Origin of the sequence: Vibrio clamense, from assembly GCF_050337905.1 — a bacterium.
GTDB lineage: Bacteria > Pseudomonadota > Gammaproteobacteria > Enterobacterales > Vibrionaceae > Vibrio > Vibrio cortegadensis.
In genome coordinates, this window is the sequence record NZ_JAKJTJ010000018.1 from 284,423 (window position 1) to 304,426 (window position 20,004).

Consider the following 20,004-nt stretch of genomic DNA (forward strand, 5'->3'; position numbering starts at 1 on the left):
AATGACCCTTCTTAAGCCGAGGGTCACCTAGCCAACTGACGTTGTTAGTGAATAATTTTTGTTCACATTATATATAAGCCAATTGCCCTTTTGCGATTGGCTATTTTTTTGTCTCAAAATCAATACCCCCGCTGACAAACCCTTTCAGGTGACAACTGCAACCCCATCGACATGTTCTGTTAGATATCACGCGCTTATCAATTTATCGAAACCGGGTTCGCCTTGGTATCCAATATCATTTAATGAGAAAAACCACTGTACTTTCATAATGTGTATGGTAATATCTTACCCGCTCTGTGTTCAGAGTTATTTAGAGTTCAAGTAAATGTGAAACCCTCAGATGCAACCTACCAGTTATTGTCTTTTGATTTCCCTATTTGTAAGCAAGATAAATAATTCTACCGCTCAGCACTTTATATATACATACAATTAAATTTTAAGGGACACATTATGTCTAATACAAATACTGGTACAGTAAAATGGTTTAACGAAGAGAAAGGTTTCGGCTTCATTTCTCAAGACAACGGCGACGCTGACGTATTTGTACACTTCCGTGCAATCGCATCAGAAGGTTTCAAAACACTGAAAGAAGGCCAAAAGGTTTCTTTCAATGTTGAAAACGGTCAAAAAGGCCTACAAGCTGCGAACGTAATCGCACTTTAATTCTTTATCGAATTAAACTGAATTATATGAATAGACGCTAGCTTCTAGCGTCTATTTTCTTTCTAGCGATTTTCACTTCACTTTCTACCGCGTCAATCTCCGACTTATAAACACTTCTTTTATACTCCATTTATAATTTTCTGTTTTTATAATACCTTGATTTACAAAGTTTATTGATTCATTTGGCCCGAAGTATTTTCAGTCAATTGATATCGACTATTACTAACTGATTTTTCAGTTGCTAATTTACAAATTCATCCACATTAAACAAAAGGCACATATGTCAAAAAATACAGGCCCAAAGCGTATTTGGTATCATCGCTCTCAGCCGAAAACGTTTCGTAAATAAATTAATCGATACATTGTTTGTTCTTATTACTGACATAAACTCATGTTATAACCATAAGAATCAAACTGTTACCAAAAAACTGTCAACACATTAAAACATAGGAATACTCTATTTGAATATACTGTTTACCATTTACACGAATAACACCTCTTGGAATGCAACCATTCACCAGCTAAATAGCGACGTGCTTTATCGTCATGTTATGCACAGTGGAAACCTCTCAAACTCATCCATACATTTCACTTATGACGAACTTGAGAAAAGCGGAAAAATATTAGATCAAAATGAACACAATATCGGACAATTCTCATTGCAGTAATGATAAGAGGCCTCGATAGTATGTGCTTAGCAGACAGCATTAGTCTGTAAAACAGCGATAAATGTAAAAATGGACAGAGTCGGTTTTATCCTCTCAACTGACTCTCAATAACGAAAGCATCTGAAATCCTCACAAACCGCCTTATCTTATCCGTAAAATAAAACCTCATTTGAAATTTTTTTACCTAGACTCTCGCTTATCCTTTAACCCTCATCAATTATGCGTATAATCCCCGCCTTACCAATTAACAATCCTAAGTGGGAATAACCATGTCTAAAATGTTCTTCAAAGGCCGAATCGAAACAAGACAGAATCACGTCCAATCTGGCTACAATGTAGACCGTAAGATCAAAGCGGGAACAGAAGAATCACCAATTTCAGTATTGGTTAACTCAGAAGCTCGTAAATTGGAAATGGAAGCGCTAGCGGCAGAACATGCACTATTCGTCACGATTACCGTTGATGCAGAAAAAGAAGAGAACACAATTGAGTTTGATACGGTCATTAATAAGCCGAAAACAACAGTGTTTGAAAAAACACCTAACCGTAACGACCCATGCGTTTGTGGAAGCGGTAAAAAATATAAGAAGTGCTGTGCTTAAATAGCCTTTCGTAGATTAATACAGGGTTAAATACTTCAATGACGTTTAACCCTGTCAATTTTTCAGTTTAGCTAAGCTCTGAGTCCACTCACCAATTTGCCTCACATACCTTATTAAATCTCTATAAAAAGATATTTCGTTCTTCGAGACATTCGTATGAACCCACTTGTACCTCACGACAAACCCATGGGCGATTCTCATAAATCGTACACATTTTAGTATATCGGTCGAGAGCAGAGCACCAACCATCATCAAGCCGAGCCATCACCTCCCCACCCCATTGATCGTGAGTTATATGTTCCTCTGGAACGCCGGTGTCTGAAATAATAATCACTTCTAAACGGCAGCAACAAGCTTGGCAGTTTGCACAAGAAACTTCTAACGCTTCGTTATCCGTGCCACTAACGTTAGCGACTTCAATATTGGTTACTTCAATCGTCATAAATAAATACACTTAACTCAATTGCAAGCATAGTAGCCTAATTTGACAAGTTTCTCTCAAATCTTTTCAAAACGACACTGACTATATTACAACAAGATCAGAGCTAGACATTAACTCAAGAGAATTGAAGCAACATCACATAATGTGTTGTGCTAGGTAATATCTAACGGACATCTCAAATTGATCATCGATTGTACGGTTTCTACTGAGTGCTGTTACTTTATATCATATACTATACGCCATTAGATGCTGTATGTCACAGCGTCGTAAGAGGTGAGAATACAGTTACAAAATGGTCAAGTTTATTAGAGAAAGAAATGACATTTTACGCAGTAAAAATAGACGTTTTTCTGCTTATATTGCCCTTATATTCTTATTCATATTATTTGTTGCAACAGCGATCAGCCTAGTCACTCACAAAAATATCGACCAAGCTCGCGCTGAAAAGCAAACCTCCGAAATTCTGCGTATGCAGGATCACCTTTTATTAAAAGTGAGATCAATAGGCACCGACCTTACCTACTTCGCACATAGCGATCTTGCTCAGTCGGTATTGATGTCTAATGAACCTAAAAGCTCTTCATACCTAGCATCATTAATGCTGAAAATCACTACGATAAAAAAACAGTACGACCAAATTAGAATTATCGATAGTCAAGGCCAAGAAGTGATCCGAATCGATCAACAGGCGACTAACACATTCTTTCAAGTCCCGAGTGAAGGGTTGCAAGACAAATCAGAACGTTACTATTTCCAAAAAACACGTCAACTGAAGCCAAATCAGATATTCATTTCAAAGTTTGACCTCAATAAAGAACATGGAAAAGTTGAATCCCCAATTAAACCTATGATCAGGTTTTCAACACCTATTTACTCTTCTACTGGATCTTTTCTTGGCATTGGCATCATCAACTACAGAGGTAGCGACCTTCTCCACTCTCTTGACGATCTAAATATTCATAACAGTGACTATATCTATCTTGTTAACGACAATGGATACTTGCTGAAAGGCTATGACAAAGAGAAAGAGTGGTCTTTTATGTACCCTGAGAAAAAGCAGTATAAGTTCTCAGATGAGTTTTCTACGGTTTGGGCTTCAATGACGACGTCACCTGAAGGGATGGTGACAACACCTCAAGGTGAGTTCTACTTTCTAAAAACCGCCTTAAACCCCTTTAATGAGCTTTCTAGTGTCAATAGTGAGAGTCTCTTCCTTGTGATGCATGTACCTAAGAGTGTTCTCACTAATGAGTTTTCAACCCTGATGGAAAACATCCTCATTGCGATCCTTTTAGTTACTCCAATCGTGGCCTTTTTGTCATACCAACTTGCAAGCTCACAGGAAGAACAGAAATGGCTTGTAGAAAAATTAACCATTGAAGCTCGCCATGACGGTTTGACCGGGCTCTATAATCGCCACGCTATTGTAGAATTCCTCGAAGAACAAATAGATAAAACCCCAAGCTCCATGCCTCTTTTATCGGTTGGCTTTATTGATGCGAATAATCTTAAGAAGATAAATGACAATTATGGCCATGAGGCAGGAGATAATTTAATTAAAGGCTTGGCGAAAGCGATCAGCTCAACAGTGCGTACCTCTGATTTTTCCGCACGTCTTGGAGGAGATGAGTTCCTAATTGTCTTTATGAACTGTAACGTAGAAGATGCCAGTCACTCTATGCATCGTATTTTAGCTAATTTACGAACTCTAGGCTTAAAGGGCAACATGGACTGGAGCATGAGTTACGGTTGTGCAGAATTGTTGGATAACGACAGCGTGGAGTCACTCATTGGTCGAGCTGACAAAGATATGTATAAGCAAAAGCTAGCCAAGAAGAACCAGTAGTTCACTGTTTTACATGACAAAAAATGCCTCCATTTCTTTCAAAGATGGAGGCATTTTTGATCTTTCGAAGCTAACTTAATGCTTATTGACATTCAGCGCTGTTAAATCCCCTTTAGGGTTAATCAGGTGAGGTAAGATTTTTGCTAAATTCAAGTCAATGTCTTTATCCGTTATCGGATTAATGACTTCGTTGTACCATCCCAGCAAACCTAACACAGCGTAGCCGATAGCATCGTCTTCATCACTGTGCTCAATAATAATCTGCAAAAAACGTAAAATGGCTTTATCAGTTGATTCAGCTTGTTTACGAGTATCGTGAAAGATGTCGGTTGACTCTGCAACCAAACCATCAAACTCAGTTTCGATTGCAACTTTAAAAGAGCCGCCATCAACGGAAATTCTCATTTTATCCCAGCCATTGGTTATTCTAACGAGAAAAATAATATCGAATTAAATGAACCCTGTCGTTGACTTACACTGCATCTCATTTGATCTAACTAATGAAAAGTTGTCATTCGCTCAATTTACAAGCTCTGCTCACATGCAGAATGAAGTCTTGAAGAACACCCTAGCTCCGCTACATCCTTTTTAGGGGCTTTACGACACTATCTAAGCCTTCAATTTTTAAGCATAAGCAAAGCTTTAATAATTCACCTAGCTCGCCTTCAGGAAAGCCTTTCTTATCAAACCACAACAAATACTCTTCGGGTAAATCGATAAGGACACGACCCGCAAACTTTCCATATGGCATCTTGATTTTAGCGAGTTTAAGTAAATTTTGTTTTTCTAACACGTTTTATATACCGTAATAATCTGCATGTTCAAAGTGGAGGGTAACATTGAATTTGTGGCTTACCAAAAGCAAATAATAGAACACATATTTTTCCTATTAAACTTTCATTTCATGCAACGAAATGGAGTTGCTTTGCCTAACAGAGCACATCCATCATCGATACGATGATTAGAGTTCTTGTTTTTACACATTCTACTTAACTGAAAATGTGACCCATCACCTATGCCTATTCTTCTACGTTATGCAATGCCACATTAATCTTTATAATCTTATCGACCAACACAACCATAAATTCTGGTTAATCACTTTTGTACCATTTGAACGGATGAAAATAATGACGACATTGAATGAACAACTAGCCAACTTTAAAGTCATTCCCGTGATTGCAATCAATAAAGCGGAAGACGCAATCCCTCTTGGCCAAACTCTTATTGAAAATGGTATGCCTTGTGCTGAAATAACGTTCCGCACTGAATGTGCCCCAGAAGCCATTCGCATTATGCGAGCCAAATACCCTGAGATGTTGATTGGTGCTGGTACGATCTTAACTAACGAGCAAGTAGATCAAGCTATCAATGCTGGCGTTGATTTCATTGTAAGCCCTGGGTTTAATCCTAGAACCGTTCAGTATTGCCTGGATAAAAATATCCCCATCATCCCTGGCGTTAATAACCCTAGCCTCGTAGAGCTGGCAATGGATATGGGACTTAGCACCTTAAAATTCTTCCCAGCTGAAGCTTCTGGCGGCACGGCTATGCTCAAAGCTCTATCTGCTGTTTATCCTGTTAAGTTTATGCCGACAGGAGGCGTAAGCTTAAAAAATCTTGATGAGTATCTATCCATTTCGTCCGTGATTACTTGCGGAGGTACGTGGATGGTACCTACCAACCTCATTGATGAAGGTAACTGGGAAGAGTTAGGTAAATTAATTAACGATGCTATAACGCATGTATGAGAGATACATGACATAGAATTTCGAGATAACTGAGCCCATAATAAAGACGATGTCGTGAGACATTAAGGTAACCTAAAGTAAGGTTTGAGTTCTTCCTTTTATCCGCAAGCATTCGTCACATCAGCTCTAGAAGCAGTAATAGAACAGGAGGCATCGATGGCCTCCTTTTATCGGTTTTAGTTCGTCTAAGCGATCTGAGTTATTTCAAATACGAAAAAGCCCCAAGAAGCTCTTGAGGCTATTCATTTTACACGACGATTTTATTCGTAATCAGATGCGTAAGTCTCTTCATAAGTATGAGAGTAAAGCTCAAATAGATTGCCGAACGGATCTTCTAGGTAAACCATTTGCGCTGGTTTTGTCTCATCTTCTGGGTGGTAACGCATAATATCCATGCGTACTTTGCCGCCAAATTGTTTAGTACGCTCAATCACACCGTGGAAGTCATCGGTTTGCAAGCAGAAATGAAAAATACCAATTCGAGAGAAATCAACATTATGACGTTCTTGGCGCTCTTTCATTTCAAATAATTCAACGCCAATGCCATCTGAAGTCACTAAGTGTGCAATGTTAAACCCTTTAAAGCCTTCGCCAAAAACCGCGACACACATTCTGCCAATCGCTGTTTCGCGCTCTTCTTCAACTTTGGTATTACCCATTACAACGTTTAGGCCAAGAGCATTAGTATAAAACTCAACCGCTTTATCCATATTGCCAACCATTATGCCTACATGATTCATTTTCATAACTTACCCCAAATTCAGATGATTGATTCGTACTTTGTGTCGATGAAATGATTGTATGCCGCTTAAGGTATAAATAAAAATTATTGATAGTTATTAAAATAATAATATAATTTTATAACGTCCATTTAGCTAAGATATTCAAAGATGAAATGCCTTGATATAGCGGTTTAATCTCATCGAGTAAAAATCAGACAATTCTTCATCATCTTCGTCGTGGCAATCAGTGCAAGTTTCTTTAGGGTCAAACTCCTCATGAGGAAGGTGGCACTCAACGCACTCCATCTCTTCGCTCTCTCTATGTTTTACGTTATGTTGACGCCCTTCCAGAATGCCGAAATCATCATGACACTCCACACAGCTATCATATTCAAACTTTAGATCATCAGATGGATCTTCATCTTGGTGACACTGCCCAGCACAGGTTTCATCTTTTAAATGAAAATTCGCTAAGTTATTTTCATCTGGATTAGGCAAATCTCCAGCGTATGCCGATACGCAGAACACACTAAATAACACAGCTATTGAACCTTTAATGATACGCATAACTCTTATCCTCGCTATTCCATTGCGGCCTTTCTGTCACGTAAAATATCTTCATGACAAGTTGCACATAGCCCAATACGAAACTTCTTACTGATTCCAATGATAGGATCGGAATCAGCGTGTAAATTATGGCAATTTGAGCACGTAAGCTTGGTAACATGTACATCATGGGTCCATTCACTGCGCCTTAAATTTTGAGGAGTATGGCATGCAATACATTGTTCGTTCTGTACAAGAATGGGCATATCGATATGATCATCAAATGGGATGATATTCAGCACATCTGAATCCTTTGGATGAGCCCCTTTTCTACCATGGCAAGCGGTACAATTGTTATAAAACTCAGGGCTTGTATGCGCGCCAACAGAAGAAATGGCATCTATGTTTTTAAGCAGACGCTTTTTTTTATGACAACGGATGCAACGCTTGTTCTCTTTGACTAAGATTTGCATTTCAGCATCATTCGTCACTTGGCTAGAAAATGATTTTTCTTCTTGGGTTATTAAAGGCTGAACACTTGACTCAGAAGAATATGATGTCGACACATATAGCGCATTAGCGATGATCAGCCAGAAAAGCATAGAAATATATCGAGTGACTGTTTTGGCCATAATAGTACTCTTTTATTTGAGAATGATTTGAGCCATTTTGATTAGCTCAAATCATTTCAGTTCATTGAAAAAATGCAATATTGCGCTTATTTAAATTCGAGATTTAATACTCCACGATGGAATATGTGATTAATCTGTGAATTGTCGAACACCGCAATACCAAATGGATACTCTTTACTCAAATCATTAAATTGAACATCTTGAGTGGCTGCATTTTCTCCAGTGGTCACCAGTTTACGTTTCATTTCAAGCGTCCAAACGCCATCTTTCCACTCGGCTCCAACGTCTATATCGCCACGAGAACCTGTAAATGGTTTACCCGTTAGCCCCGGAATACGATCCAGTTTATCGTAACCAGCGGTGAAAGGTTGCTTCTCGGAATCTAAAATAAGCAACGTCTCATCGGTCAAATTCGCCGATATATACGCTGGCTGTCCATCTTTTACGTTATTAACGTAGCCGCCACCTGTTTTACTATCCCCTTTACGTCCCCAACCTTTGTTTTGCTTTGGATCCGTATTGCTATCTACATATTGGTCATCCAATTGATTATGAACTGCCGTTCTTACCCCTTTCCAGTGCCACATATCGATAAATTCACCTTCTCGCTTGGTGTATTTACGCGCAGGGTTTTTATCTTTACGTCCGGCGTTCATTCCATCTTTTGCTCTATGGCAAGCGATGTTACATCCCTTATCAGCAAAGCCTTCGGTGTTAATGTCCCAGAAAACCGCAAATTTATCTTCGTAATAAGTGTTGTCGTGTCCGGTACTATCTTTATTCTTAAGCTGTTTCCAAGTGCCATCCTCTTGCTTCACCCAAGGAAAACGGTCGATGCTTTTAGTTGGATCGGCATAGGTAAATAGAAAATAAACATACTCATCATCATACAATGACTTCATTTCAACACTGGTTTTTTTAATCCCTTCATAACCATTATTGGGTTTATAAGGCAATTTTTTTAATTTCTGAGTTATCGATTTAGCTTGCTCCCAAACCGGATCTATTTTCCCATCAATAGTAATATTTGAAGTGATTTTACTGCTCTCCAAAGTCTTTCCTTTGGCCTGAGCGGCATTTATAGGCACTATCGCTAATGCGACCATGGTGGATACTGCGATTATTGAAAGCTTCATTGCTATTCTCCTAATGTCCATTGCTATGCTGTTATATTAAGCGTAGGAATGAATAGCCATTTGTCAGTTGATCAAAATCAAGTTGTGAGCGGGGAGAGAGGTTCGTTGAATACATCTGTGACGCTATATCGATAAGCTGATAATTAGGCTTATCCAATAATCTCAATATGATAAATATATTTATCACTTTCCATCTGAAATTCTTGTATTTTAATTGGGCGATACGTGGGACATCGCTCAATATAACCAACACATAATTCGTCTATAGTTATAAAAGTTTTATTTGATAATGAGTGGGTATGTTCGAGCTATTTCAATTTAGTCTCTATATTCTTTATGGCTTTGTTTTCATTGCAATAGGGTTTTCTATTCTATTTCGTGACATGCGTTTTAGTCATTTATCTATTGCCACCGCCCTCCCCTCATTAGCTGTTTTTGGGTTTATTCATGGTCTGCATGAAATCTCAGAGCTATACCTGATTGTTTATCAACAAGATATTCTTATGCACAATACGGTGAAGTTATTTAAGGTAATTAAGCTTTGGGTATCTTTCATTGCTCTGGGTTGCTTTGCAATGCAAATGCTGACGATGACGCAATGGCAGCGTAGAGACGAATTGAAAAAGTTAATTCAAGTCACCATCATCTTATTTGTCATCTATTTTTGTTATCAGTTTGCCATCAAAAACATCGATGTCTTCCTTAATGAGTGTACGCTATATATCCGCTGGTTATTTGGATCAGGATCTGGATTACTTGCAGGATTAGCACTGATCAACTACTCCAAGAAATTAAAATTCGAAGAACGACAAGCCTCTCATGCCGTCCAGCATCTTGGTATATCTATCATTCTGTATGGTCTATTCGCTGGTATTTTTTACATCGATGATCTGTTTTATGGTGTCCCTATTCGAGGCGGCTTGGCTTTTGTTATTCTCATCTACCTTCAAAAAACCATGGCGCTATTCGATGCAGAACGACAAACTCAAATAGAAAGAGCACTTCAAAAAGCGCTGCATAACAAAAAACTGAGTGATGTCGGAGAACTCACATCAGGTATTGCCCACGAGATAAAAACACCGCTCAGTAGTGCTTTGATGCGTTGTGATATTTTAGAGAAACAGATCAACACAACAGGCTCAAGCGCAGCAGACTTTAAGCCTCAACTTGAACACATTCGAAAAGGTCTGTTAAAAGCCGCACACATTAGCCAAGAACTACTACAATTTTCACATAAGAGAGCACCAGTAATTGAAGAGATTTCCGTCAGTGTCTTAATCGATGAGGCTTTACAGTTAATGGTACATCGACTCGACGAGTTTGATATTCGTGTATTTGTCCCCAATGACTTGCATGTATTCGCAGATAAAGAGCAGATTGAAGAGGTCGTCGTCAACATACTCAACAACGCCATTGATGCCTCGACAGACAAAAAAGTAGTCTGTATTGAGGCACAACAAAAAGGGCTCAATATTCACCTGTCGATCACAGATTTTGGTAGCGGAATAGACGACAGCATTAAAGATAAAGTAACAATGCCATTCTTTACCACTAAGGCTAAAGGTTCAGGCACAGGGCTAGGTCTTACGCTTTGTCAAAAGATACTGGAACAAAATCATGCAAGATTCTGGTTTCAGAATACGAGTGATGGGCTCTGTGTCGTTATTGAATTACCAATGGAGTACTCATGGGCTTAAAACTGCTCTTAGCTGAAGATGATTTCGATTTACGAGAGTCGATTACCCTTGCTTTAACTATGGATGGCTTTGACGTCACGGCCTGTGAAAGTGCAGAACAAGCCATCGGGTGTACTATGCGCCATCAGTATGACGTCGCGTTGCTTGATTTAGTCATGGAAGGCATGAGTGGCATTGAGGCCATTGCTTCCCTCAAGAAGTTAAATCCGAACATTGGGATCGTCATAGGGACCGCGTTTGGGACGATAGATACGGCTGTAGATGCAATGAAAAAAGGAGCGGACGAGTTCTTAACGAAGCCGTTTCAATTACAAACCTTATCCGTCACACTTAAACGAGTGCATGCTGAAAAATCTCTAAAAGCACCAACAGCAGATAAAGATAGCGATCAAGTGTTTAGTGCTTTGGCCAATCCTATTCGCCGCAATGTCATCTATCAATTAACTATTCATCAAAAGCTCAAATTTATGGATCTATGCCGCTTAGTTGGTATTGATGATCATACAAAGTTCAACTTTCATTTACGTCAATTGATTAAAAGTAACCTGGTAAAACAAGAGGAAGGAAAATCATATATATTGACGAAAAAAGGGGTTGATGTTGAATCTCGCCTTCATTTATAGGCGCAATCGGTGCTCTTGAGTAAAACTGCACTGATTAAAACCTTATCAAAATGAAGCAAGTAAAATCGTGAAGCTCAATAATGGATCGAAACCTCGATCAAATCAATATCCGACTAAAACACTATGGTATTATGTGCAAATACCGTACTACATAATACCAATCACAGTAAGTAGATGGTCATAAAAAGCGTAGGAAAAATGCTTGAGAACAAGGCAGAAATTTTCGATAAGTAGTTATTCTACAATCAAAATTTCTAACGCCGTTATCGAGTATTTTAACAAGCTAGGATGACCAGTTATTTACTACGATTGGTATAACTACCTGTATTGAGGCAACACCATGGCACTATCATTTAAGAAAATTTTCAAAGGCAACAAAGAAGAGACTGAACAGGTTAAAGTGACAACAGAAGCAGCGTCATCAGAAAACGCAGCAACTGAAGATAAGACTCAAGAAACATCAGGTGAAAAAATCAAACACAATACGCCAAGTGGTTGCTGTGGCTCTTGCTCGTAAGTAACTACGGCTAAATTATTATTAATAATAAGCCTCGATTTTCGAGGCTTATTCATTTCCCAACTGTTATTTCCCAACAGCTCACACTACTGAAATTCATCACCGTGATTCTCAAGCCTCTTATGGCCGCACTCCTGACACACAATATATCGGTCTACTAATTCTAAAGAGGCCAGCGCTGGACTTGCCACGCCTGAGAAAAAACCTTCAAGAAATGCTTTAAATTGCTCTTTTCTACTTTTTCCGTATTTAGATGGCTTTTGTTTAATTATCTCTTTATGCAAGGTTTCTTTATTGCATTGAACGCAAAATTGTTGATTCATATTCCATTAAGCCTTTGAATTATTCATTATATTTTCATATGCATTAAGTCACATCATCATAAACAAATCAATAATTTATAAATTCCATTTTGACATAAAAAAAACCGTCTTAGACGACTGCCTAGACGGTTTCATATACGCTCAATAACTGGCGATAATCATAATTGCCTAGTAGAGTTACACCTTAAACATACTAATCGCACTGCTTAAACGTGATGCCATTGTATTGAGCTCATCAGCGGTACGAACGTTTTCTTGTACGTCATTCGCAGTGTTAGCCGCCAAATCATTCACACTCACAACATTTTCATTAATCTCTGCCGCTACGCTAGACTGCTCTTCAGCTGCGGTGGCGATCTGATTATTCATGTCTTGAATGGTTTTGATTTCACGCTCAATTGTCGAAAGAGCGCTGCTCGCTTCATCTGACTTGCCTAGTGTCTGTTGAGCATTGGTGGCATTTTCTGTCATCAAACCTACTGAGCGTGACGCCTGCTCTTGTAGCTTCTCAATCATAGATTGAATTTCATTGGTACTTTGTTGCGTTTTCGTCGCCAAAGTACGAACTTCATCGGCTACAACTGCAAAACCACGACCATGTTCACCTGCACGAGCCGCTTCGATTGCAGCATTCAGCGCCAGCAAGTTGGTCTGATCGGCAATGCCACGAATAACATCTAGGATACCACCCACATTCTCAGTTTCGGTATGCACGTTGGTGATAACCTCTTGAACTTGGCCAATGTCGTTCACCAACCGAGTGATCTCTTCGTTCATTTGGCTCACAACTTGTAAGCCTTGAGCAGAACTTTGGCTCGCATCATCAGAAGAGCTAGAAGCTTCCACGGCGTTCTGTGCAACTTCATTGACTGTTGCCGCCATTTCGTTCATCGCGGTTGCGACCTGTTCTAGCTGCATCATCTGAGATTTCGACGAAGTATCCACTTTCGCAGATGAAGCACCTAATTGCGTTGAAACGTTAATCAGATGATTAGATGACTCATTAATATCGGTAATGATGCTTTTAAGATTGTTCGCCATGGCTACCGTAGAGCGGTAAACACCAACGCTACTATTGTCTAGTTGTGGCACATTAGTCAGATCACCATTAGCAATTTTGTTTACTAACGCTTCAATCTCTTTCGGCTCACCACCAATAGGAACGTACATCAATTTCGTAATCAAGAAATATACGCCAGCAACGCCTAAAACGATAAAGAACAGACCTGAAAGAACGTTTACTTTAACCGCAGAATTGGATGTTGCATTAATATCGTCCCATTTCGCCCACGCCCATACCGTCCAGTGGAGAGAATCTATCTTCGAAGAAACAACATAGAAATCCCCTTTATCCGGTACTGAGTATGAGTGCTCACTACTAGATTCATTGGCATACTGCTTATAGCTTGGGCGTAAATCAAACAGGTTTTTTCCTACATAATCTGCATAGCTTGCCGCCATAGTAAAGCCATCTTCACGAGCTACGAATATATTCGGCTCTGATGAAAGTTCGTTTACATAATCCGTGATATCACTCATTTTCAAGCTCATACCAACAGTCGCAATAACGGTTCCATTTTGTTTAACTGGTACCACAAATGCCATCGTCAAGTGACCGGTGCTGGCCATAAATGGATTAGTTACCGTACGCTCCGCCCCTTGCATACCTTTAACAAACCACTCTCGCTGCTTTTGTTTTGCGTTAAAATTTGGAATGACTCCTCTATTTGATGCATCGTAAGTTGTCCCGTCAGGTAAACCGATAAACATATTTAGAGCTTTCATTCTTTGTGCGCTATCGACTAAAAGATCTAATGCTTTTTCATCAATTTCAACTTGACCTTGCTCAACATCAATTGCAGAAACTAAGCTTTCTAACGCTGTAAAATAGCTTTCAACTCGGCCTTCAACGGACTTCGCGATTAAAAAAGATTTATTAGATAAATTGTTACGATAATCACGTGTAGACGAGTTGTTGATTTGCGTATAACCAAGGCTAGACAACACCAAAATAATCAGAGCAATCAATGCCCCGATAGACAACATTAATTTATTTCTTGCGCTCATAAGGATCTCGACTTCCAAATAGTGGATATATTCATTATGTAGAACGGAGGTTTATTCAACACATGAACGAATCGTGAGAATGTTATAATAGTGGTAATTCACCGCTCATTTCGTCCATTATTAAATTAACTGAAGGACAATTAATATATCGGCAATACCACTTTAAACTTAAGGTAGATTCATAGCGTTGCGCGAAGAATCTTTTGAAAATGCGAGATCACGGGCATGGGTCTGTCCAATATCCAACATAGGTCAAACTACCAGAAGCAAAAAGCCTCCTTCAAGTCCGTTGAAGAAGGCTTTGAAAAGATGACAGTAAGCGCATTGTCATCTAAGAAGTCACGAACTGTTTACCTACTCATCATCTAATGGGATCAGCTTTGTGCTTCCTCCATGAATTTTTTCACGTCGCCTCTGTATTAATGCGTAAAATCCCGGGATCAAGAATGTTCCAACCAGCAACACACACAGTAAACCGCCGATCAATGAGACGCCTAATGAGTTTTGACTTACATGCCCTGCCCCTGAAGCAAATAGCAGCGGCGTAATACCTAATATAAACGACCACGATGTCATGTTTACGGCGCGAAAACGTAGCTTACCACCAGAAACCGCAGCCTCATCGAGTGGGATTTCTTTCTCTTCACGTTCCACTTTAGCAAACTCCACAATCAGTATTGCGTTTTTGGCGGCTAACGCAATCAACAGAACTAACCCTATTTGCGCGTAAAGGTTGAGTGGCATTCCTGCGATCGTCAACGCTAAGAATGAACCGAGTGTTGCAACGGGCACCACCAGTATGATCGCGAGAGGAATACTCCAACTTTCATATTGAGCCACCATAAACAGGTAAATGAAGATTAAGGCCAAGGCAAAAGCATAAATCGCCTGATTTCCCGCTTGTACCTCTTGGTATGCCATGCCAGTCCACTCAAACTGATAACCTTGCGGCAGGATATCAGCCGAGACGCGCTCCATTGCAGCAATGGCGTCACCACTGGAATATCCCTCCGCCGCTTGGCCTTGAATAATTGCACTGCGATACATGTTGTAGCGCCACGCGACATCGGGTTCGAAAACCTGTTCATACGAAACAAGAGTACTAAGTGGAATCATATCACCAGACGACGAACGTACATGAAACAGAGCAAGATCTTCTATCCCACTACGGTGCTCACTATCGGCTTGCATCGTTACACGAAAGTTCTTACCGAACATCGTAAAATCATTCACATAAAGTGAACCTAAATTACCCTGCAACGTTTGAAATACTGATGCCAACGGAATGCCAAGTTGCTGAGCTTTCTCGCGATCAATATCAACATAGTAGTGTGGGACATTGGCGCGAAAAGTACTGAAGGTATAGGCGATCTCAGGTTGCTTGTTCGCTTCCTGAATCACGTCATTCATTAGAATTGCTAAATCCGTTCTGCTACGCCCTAATGAATCTTCCAGTACATATTCAAACCCTGAAGCAGCGCCCATACCAGGAACAGCAGGAGGCCCCATCGCAAACACTATCGCTTGTGGTAATTCGGCAGCAGCACGACCGTTGATCCTTGCAGCGATGGCATTAGCTGACTGCGCACCGTCCATTGCATTACGCTCATCCCACGGCTTTAACTTGATAAATAGAGAGGCTCCATTCGATGCCGCAGCGCCTGTCATAAAGGCATAGCCGTTAGCGACCGTAATTCCGTCGATAGCGGGTTCCTGCTCAATCATTTCCATCAATTGCGCACTGGTCTCTTCCGTTCGAGATAAAGATGCGGCATCCGGTAGCTGCACATTAACCAACAAAATCCCTTTATCTTCTTGTGGAACAAATGCCGTTGATGTGGTTTTCGCTAAGTGAGTCACCGCCCCTAACGCAAAAACGAAGAAGGTAGCCAGTAAAAATACTTTCTTGACTAAGAAACTCGCCCCTCGTCCGTAGCGTTCCGTCACTTTATCCAAACCACGGTTGAATGCTTTAAACCAACTCGCGGTATTACCACCACCTTGTTTAAGAACTAATGAGCACAAAGCAGGAGACAGCGTCAGCGCATTAATCGATGAGATCACAACCGATATACAGATAGTGAGGGCGAACTGGCGATACATAATACCTGTAATACCCGGAAGCATAGCGACAGGTAAGAATACTGCGAGCAAAACTAAGGTAGAGGTGACAATTGGCCCCGTCACCTCTTTCATCGCGATCAGCGTCGCTTTTCGTGGTGAGAGGCTTGGATCCTTTGCCATCGTCGTGTCGACATTCTCAATAACCAAGATGGCATCATCTACGACAATACCAATGGCTAAGATAAGCCCGAAAAGGGTCACGGTATTGATAGTAAAACCAGCCAACACCATAATCGCGAATGTGCCAATTAATGAAACCGGAATGGCAACCACAGGGATGAGTGTGGCGCGCGCACTTCCCAAGAACAGGTAAGTAACGGCGATAACCAATAGTATCGCTTCAATAAGCGTTTTCAGTACCCCCTTAATCGACTCTTCCACGAATAACGTCGTGTCATAACTTGTTTCATAAGCCATTCCTTCAGGGAAATTACCACTGAGGCCATCAAGCAGATCCATAACGGCTTGTCCGCTCTCTAAGGCATTGGCATCCGACTGCAACGATAGCGTGACAATAGAGGCATCTTGACCACGGAATTGACCGCTTCCATCATAGAATTTTTTACCTAGCTCAACGCGAGCCACATCCTTTAAGTAGACAGTCTCACCATCACTTTGAGCCCGTAATACCACCTCTTCAAACTCGCTTACCGATTCAAGTCTTCCTTTTGTCACTAGGTTAAATTGCACTTCTTGCGGGTTGTTATAAGGAGCAGCACCAATACGGCCGGTTGCAACCTGTACATTTTGCTCCGCAAGCGCAGCGTAAACATCGGAGGTCGTCAGCTTCAAGTTGGCCATTTTTTCAGGGTCAAGCCACACTCGCATGGCGTATTCACCGCCACCTATCACATTAACTTCACTGATCCCTTTAACACGTGCCAGTTGATCTTTCACATTCAAGTTAATGTAATTGATCAGAAATTTATCGTCATACTCACCATTCGGAGAGTAGAAGTTCAATACCATGAGAAGATCTGGTGAGCGTTTTTTGACAGTAACACCAACCATTCGAACATCTTGAGGTAGCTTAGATTCAATTTGAGAGACACGGTTTTGAACATTGACTTGCGCCATGTCTGGATCGGTCCCTACATCAAACGTGACGTTAAGGGAATAAGAACCATCATTGGCGCTTTTTGAAGACATATACAGCATATCTTCCACACCATTCACCGAAGTCTCGATTGGATCGGCAATAGCTTGCTCTACCACTTCTGCACTTGCACCGGTGTAATAGGCATTCACGCTCACAGATGGAGGGCTAATTTTAGGGTACTCCGCCACTGGAAGTACCGTGAGCGCAATCATCCCAGCAAGCGTGAGTATAATGGAGATAACCAGCGCAAATTTAGGACGCTGAATAAAGAAACGACTTAGCATAGACTTCTCCTTTATTTCACGTCAGTTGTTGCTGATTGTTGTTCCAAACGGACTGGCATCCCATTGCGGACGCGTTGCAAGCCTTGAGTGATCACGCGCTCACTGTCTGCGATACCGCTACGGAGGATGATCCCCTCTTCGACTTGTTTACCTAACTCAACATTACGACGTTCCGCTACATTGCCTTCCGTCACGATCATCACGAAGTTGCCTTCTAGATCGGTCTGCACTGATCGGCGAGGAACAACAAAAGCTTTATCGACCTGCTTCTGGCGTAACTCAACACGGACATGTTGCCCTGGGAGCAATCGCTGGTCAGGATTATCGACAACAGCTCGCATCGCGATCGTACCCGTATTGAGGTTGATACGGTTGCCTAAGTAATCAAGTTTGCCTAAATGCTCAAAAACATCACCTGTCTCTAAAATGACTTGCACTTCGACATTCTGAGATTCACCTGAGCCATCCCCTTGAATTTGATCAATCCCTAGCGCGATGCGTTCGCGTTCACTCATACTAAAACGAGTGTGAATAGGATCTAAACTAACCAAGGTGGTGAGCACGCCGGAAGAGGGAGAAACGAGATCGCCTTTGCTCACATTTGTATCACTGATTCGGCCTGAAAATGGTGCTGCGATTTGAGTATGAGAGAGATTTACTTCAGAGAGATTTAATTGTGCTGTTGCGGATTCAACACTAGCTTCAGCACCAAGTAAATTGGCCGTTAATGCATCGAATTCAGATTGAGAAATACTGCCTTTAGGTAGTAAGTTTTTTCCACGTTCAAAATCCAACTGTGCTTTTTTAAGAAGCGCATTGGCTTGCGCAACCGCAGCTTTTGCAATCGCGACTTGAGCTTCAAACGAGGAAGGTTCGATGGAGTAAAGCAGTTGGCCTTTTTCGACCATTTCACCTTCGACAAAATGGCGCTCTTTAAGATACCCAGATACTTGGGCTGTGATCGCCGTATCTTCAACTGCCTCAACGCGTCCAACGTAGCGTTTGCTTTGTTGGTGAGCAATGACATTTACATCCTGTACAGTCACTAAGGGTAAAGGTGCTTGTTGATTTGATGTGGTAGCTTCACCACAACCAACAAGTACTAAAGAGCTAATAATGGATGTAAGTAATAACTTCTTGCGCATTGATAAACCATAATATTGAATTAACAGAAAGTCGTTAAACCTTATCAATATCAAGTGTTTCAATGTCCGAAGATTATCAAATCCTACGGCGCATTTGTTTCAAACTGTGTACTGCGATATGAATCATTTGCGTTGATTTATCACCTCTATTTATGCTTCATTAATAGGGAACCTAATCGCATAAGCTTCCATAAAATCTTGGCGGATATGTTGCTCTAAATGAGACGCTCTTTCTGTCGGACAGAAAATCATGAAATGAATCAATTGCTCACCCGTAGAGGAACTGGTGACATGAATATGAGGCTCAGAACCAGGTAAATCAACGCCTGCATGTTTCTCAATCACAGCATTATACCGACGAGCGACATCGATGAAGTCTTCACAATGTTCTTCAATTTTCGAAATCAATTCAGGAAACATTGGATACACATTCACAAAATCTCGCACCGTAATATTGAAGTTATGATAAACATAACGCTTCATGAAATTGAGATTCTTTACCGGGTAAGTAAAAAACATACTATTAGGCAATGTCGCCGTTTTTCCGGTGTAATGATATTGGCCGTGGTGAAGATCGATTTCCTGAATAACGGTTGCCATCATATTATGTTCGATAACTTCACCACAAAGCTTACCAACTTCGATCCAATCTCCAATCCGAAAAGAGCGAGAACTCGCGCGTTGAATTGAACCCGTAAAACACAAAATGATTTCTTTTGAGGCAACCACGATAGCCACCGCAATGGCAGTCACAGATAGTGCAAACTCATTAATTTCAAATCGCCATAATGCAAAGAGAGCAAAAATAGTTAAGGCAAATGACCAATTCTTAGTTCGTGACATCCAGTTGCGTTGCTCTTCCGAAAGAAATGCAACATCCCCACGAATACGTGACAGTGTTATTCGTCTGATGAGAGCAATAATGGCTATGATTAACAAACTGGTGAGAGTTTTGTAAGTAAGAAGAAAATCAATTACCAACGACACTTTGTCCATGTTCTACACCTTTGACGCTTTTCATTATTTGGGAATATCACGACTAGCTTCCCATAATCGACGATTATCAGCCACTTTATTTTGATTATTTACTGAAATTTATAAACTAATTCAAAAGTTTGCA

At 40.6% G+C, this 20,004-nt stretch carries 19 protein-coding genes; 7 read left to right on the forward strand and 12 right to left on the reverse strand.

The features are described 5' to 3' along the window. The first annotated feature begins 450 nt into the window (after positions 1 to 450). Together cspE and L4C39_RS01920 are read left to right on the forward strand one after the other, a co-directional pair. Positions 451 to 663: a transcription antiterminator/RNA stability regulator CspE gene (cspE, locus tag L4C39_RS01915; RefSeq protein WP_017054584.1), complete on the forward strand. Its 213-nt coding sequence runs from the start codon at positions 451 to 453 to the stop codon at positions 661 to 663. Between the two features lie 937 nt (positions 664 to 1,600). Then, on the forward strand, positions 1,601 to 1,933 hold the full coding sequence (locus L4C39_RS01920) for a PBPRA1643 family SWIM/SEC-C metal-binding motif protein (protein WP_017054583.1): 333 nt from the start codon (positions 1,601 to 1,603) through the stop codon (positions 1,931 to 1,933). Positions 1,934 to 2,054: 121 nt separating this feature from the next. Here the strand turns inward: L4C39_RS01920 and L4C39_RS01925 are convergent, their stop codons facing one another. After that, complete coding sequence (locus tag L4C39_RS01925; protein ID WP_017054582.1) at positions 2,055 to 2,375, reverse strand: YkgJ family cysteine cluster protein; 321 nt, start codon at positions 2,373 to 2,375, stop codon at positions 2,055 to 2,057. 292 nt (positions 2,376 to 2,667) lie between these two features. On the opposite strand from L4C39_RS01925, the gene L4C39_RS01930 reads away from it, so the two are divergent. Continuing rightward, positions 2,668 to 4,221 (forward strand): sensor domain-containing diguanylate cyclase, encoded by a 1,554-nt coding sequence (locus L4C39_RS01930; RefSeq protein ID WP_429744093.1) that lies wholly within the window; start codon positions 2,668 to 2,670, stop codon positions 4,219 to 4,221. Positions 4,222 to 4,296: 75 nt separating this feature from the next. Here the strand turns inward: L4C39_RS01930 and L4C39_RS01935 are convergent, their stop codons facing one another. Both L4C39_RS01935 and L4C39_RS01940 read right to left on the reverse strand, forming a co-directional pair. Further along, positions 4,297 to 4,626: a hypothetical protein gene (locus L4C39_RS01935; RefSeq protein ID WP_429744095.1), complete on the reverse strand. Its 330-nt coding sequence runs from the start codon at positions 4,624 to 4,626 to the stop codon at positions 4,297 to 4,299. 172 nt (positions 4,627 to 4,798) lie between these two features. Next, on the reverse strand, positions 4,799 to 5,014 hold the full coding sequence (locus L4C39_RS01940; RefSeq protein ID WP_017054579.1) for a putative quorum-sensing-regulated virulence factor: 216 nt from the start codon (positions 5,012 to 5,014) through the stop codon (positions 4,799 to 4,801). Between the two features lie 334 nt (positions 5,015 to 5,348). Here L4C39_RS01940 and L4C39_RS01945 point away from each other — a divergent pair, with 334 nt between their 5' ends. Then, positions 5,349 to 5,969, forward strand: coding sequence for a bifunctional 4-hydroxy-2-oxoglutarate aldolase/2-dehydro-3-deoxy-phosphogluconate aldolase (locus tag L4C39_RS01945; protein ID WP_429744097.1), 621 nt, complete (start codon positions 5,349 to 5,351; stop codon positions 5,967 to 5,969). A gap of 260 nt (positions 5,970 to 6,229) precedes the next feature. On the opposite strand, the gene L4C39_RS01950 is transcribed toward L4C39_RS01945, so the two are convergent. The 4 genes from L4C39_RS01950 to L4C39_RS01965 form a co-directional block, all read right to left on the reverse strand. Further along, positions 6,230 to 6,715, reverse strand: coding sequence for a VOC family protein (locus L4C39_RS01950; protein WP_171755792.1), 486 nt, complete (start codon positions 6,713 to 6,715; stop codon positions 6,230 to 6,232). 138 nt (positions 6,716 to 6,853) lie between these two features. Further along, the gene (locus L4C39_RS01955; RefSeq protein ID WP_261889564.1) at positions 6,854 to 7,258 is read right to left on the reverse strand and encodes a cytochrome c3 family protein; all 405 of its coding nucleotides are present in this window, start codon (positions 7,256 to 7,258) and stop codon (positions 6,854 to 6,856) included. A gap of 14 nt (positions 7,259 to 7,272) precedes the next feature. Continuing rightward, complete coding sequence (locus L4C39_RS01960) at positions 7,273 to 7,869, reverse strand: cytochrome C (protein ID WP_429744099.1); 597 nt, start codon at positions 7,867 to 7,869, stop codon at positions 7,273 to 7,275. A gap of 86 nt (positions 7,870 to 7,955) precedes the next feature. Next, the gene (locus L4C39_RS01965; protein ID WP_429744101.1) at positions 7,956 to 9,005 is read right to left on the reverse strand and encodes an ethylbenzene dehydrogenase-related protein; all 1,050 of its coding nucleotides are present in this window, start codon (positions 9,003 to 9,005) and stop codon (positions 7,956 to 7,958) included. 299 nt (positions 9,006 to 9,304) lie between these two features. Between L4C39_RS01965 and L4C39_RS01970 the strand changes: the two genes are divergently transcribed. The 3 genes from L4C39_RS01970 (at position 9,305) to L4C39_RS01980 (ending at position 11,842) form a co-directional block, all read left to right on the forward strand. Then, complete coding sequence (locus tag L4C39_RS01970) at positions 9,305 to 10,702, forward strand: sensor histidine kinase (RefSeq protein WP_429744103.1); 1,398 nt, start codon at positions 9,305 to 9,307, stop codon at positions 10,700 to 10,702. Continuing rightward, complete coding sequence (locus L4C39_RS01975) at positions 10,693 to 11,325, forward strand: response regulator (protein WP_371711465.1); 633 nt, start codon at positions 10,693 to 10,695, stop codon at positions 11,323 to 11,325. Before L4C39_RS01970 ends, L4C39_RS01975 begins: the two co-directional genes overlap by 10 nt. 340 nt (positions 11,326 to 11,665) lie before the next feature. Next, a complete protein-coding gene (locus L4C39_RS01980) occupies positions 11,666 to 11,842 on the forward strand; it encodes a CCGSCS motif protein (protein WP_113800189.1) in 177 nt (58 codons plus the stop codon). An 86-nt stretch (positions 11,843 to 11,928) separates the two neighbouring features. On the opposite strand, the gene L4C39_RS01985 is transcribed toward L4C39_RS01980, so the two are convergent. The 5 genes from L4C39_RS01985 to L4C39_RS02005 all read right to left on the reverse strand — a co-directional run bounded on the left by L4C39_RS01985 (position 11,929) and on the right by L4C39_RS02005 (position 19,880). Continuing rightward, positions 11,929 to 12,165, reverse strand: a complete 237-nt coding sequence (locus tag L4C39_RS01985; RefSeq protein ID WP_017054391.1) for a hypothetical protein — start codon at positions 12,163 to 12,165, stop codon at positions 11,929 to 11,931. Positions 12,166 to 12,342: 177 nt separating this feature from the next. After that, entirely contained in the window at positions 12,343 to 14,232 is a 1,890-nt protein-coding gene (locus L4C39_RS01990; protein WP_429744106.1) for a methyl-accepting chemotaxis protein, read from the reverse strand. A 354-nt stretch (positions 14,233 to 14,586) separates the two neighbouring features. Then, a complete protein-coding gene (locus tag L4C39_RS01995; RefSeq protein WP_429744108.1) occupies positions 14,587 to 17,739 on the reverse strand; it encodes an efflux RND transporter permease subunit in 3,153 nt (1,050 codons plus the stop codon). An 11-nt stretch (positions 17,740 to 17,750) separates the two neighbouring features. Beyond that, complete coding sequence (locus L4C39_RS02000) at positions 17,751 to 18,884, reverse strand: efflux RND transporter periplasmic adaptor subunit (protein WP_113800186.1); 1,134 nt, start codon at positions 18,882 to 18,884, stop codon at positions 17,751 to 17,753. Positions 18,885 to 19,034: 150 nt separating this feature from the next. Further along, complete coding sequence (locus L4C39_RS02005; protein ID WP_017054395.1) at positions 19,035 to 19,880, reverse strand: mechanosensitive ion channel family protein; 846 nt, start codon at positions 19,878 to 19,880, stop codon at positions 19,035 to 19,037. Positions 19,881 to 20,004 lie beyond the last annotated feature (124 nt).

Coding starts and splice junctions, on each gene's coding strand:
- cspE (WP_017054584.1), top strand. CDS start 451: ATGTCTAATACAAATACTGGTACAGTAAAATGGTTTAACGAAGAGAAA.
- L4C39_RS01920 (WP_017054583.1), top strand. CDS start 1,601: ATGTCTAAAATGTTCTTCAAAGGCCGAATCGAAACAAGACAGAATCAC.
- L4C39_RS01925 (WP_017054582.1), bottom strand. CDS start 2,375: ATGACGATTGAAGTAACCAATATTGAAGTCGCTAACGTTAGTGGCACG.
- L4C39_RS01930 (WP_429744093.1), top strand. CDS start 2,668: ATGGTCAAGTTTATTAGAGAAAGAAATGACATTTTACGCAGTAAAAAT.
- L4C39_RS01935 (WP_429744095.1), bottom strand. CDS start 4,626: ATGAGAATTTCCGTTGATGGCGGCTCTTTTAAAGTTGCAATCGAAACT.
- L4C39_RS01945 (WP_429744097.1), top strand. CDS start 5,349: ATGACGACATTGAATGAACAACTAGCCAACTTTAAAGTCATTCCCGTG.
- L4C39_RS01950 (WP_171755792.1), bottom strand. CDS start 6,715: ATGAAAATGAATCATGTAGGCATAATGGTTGGCAATATGGATAAAGCG.
- L4C39_RS01955 (WP_261889564.1), bottom strand. CDS start 7,258: ATGCGTATCATTAAAGGTTCAATAGCTGTGTTATTTAGTGTGTTCTGC.
- L4C39_RS01960 (WP_429744099.1), bottom strand. CDS start 7,869: ATGGCCAAAACAGTCACTCGATATATTTCTATGCTTTTCTGGCTGATC.
- L4C39_RS01965 (WP_429744101.1), bottom strand. CDS start 9,005: ATGAAGCTTTCAATAATCGCAGTATCCACCATGGTCGCATTAGCGATA.
- L4C39_RS01970 (WP_429744103.1), top strand. CDS start 9,305: ATGTTCGAGCTATTTCAATTTAGTCTCTATATTCTTTATGGCTTTGTT.
- L4C39_RS01975 (WP_371711465.1), top strand. CDS start 10,693: ATGGGCTTAAAACTGCTCTTAGCTGAAGATGATTTCGATTTACGAGAG.
- L4C39_RS01980 (WP_113800189.1), top strand. CDS start 11,666: ATGGCACTATCATTTAAGAAAATTTTCAAAGGCAACAAAGAAGAGACT.
- L4C39_RS01985 (WP_017054391.1), bottom strand. CDS start 12,165: ATGAATCAACAATTTTGCGTTCAATGCAATAAAGAAACCTTGCATAAA.
- L4C39_RS01990 (WP_429744106.1), bottom strand. CDS start 14,232: ATGAGCGCAAGAAATAAATTAATGTTGTCTATCGGGGCATTGATTGCT.
- L4C39_RS01995 (WP_429744108.1), bottom strand. CDS start 17,739: ATGCTAAGTCGTTTCTTTATTCAGCGTCCTAAATTTGCGCTGGTTATC.
- L4C39_RS02000 (WP_113800186.1), bottom strand. CDS start 18,884: ATGCGCAAGAAGTTATTACTTACATCCATTATTAGCTCTTTAGTACTT.
- L4C39_RS02005 (WP_017054395.1), bottom strand. CDS start 19,880: ATGGACAAAGTGTCGTTGGTAATTGATTTTCTTCTTACTTACAAAACT.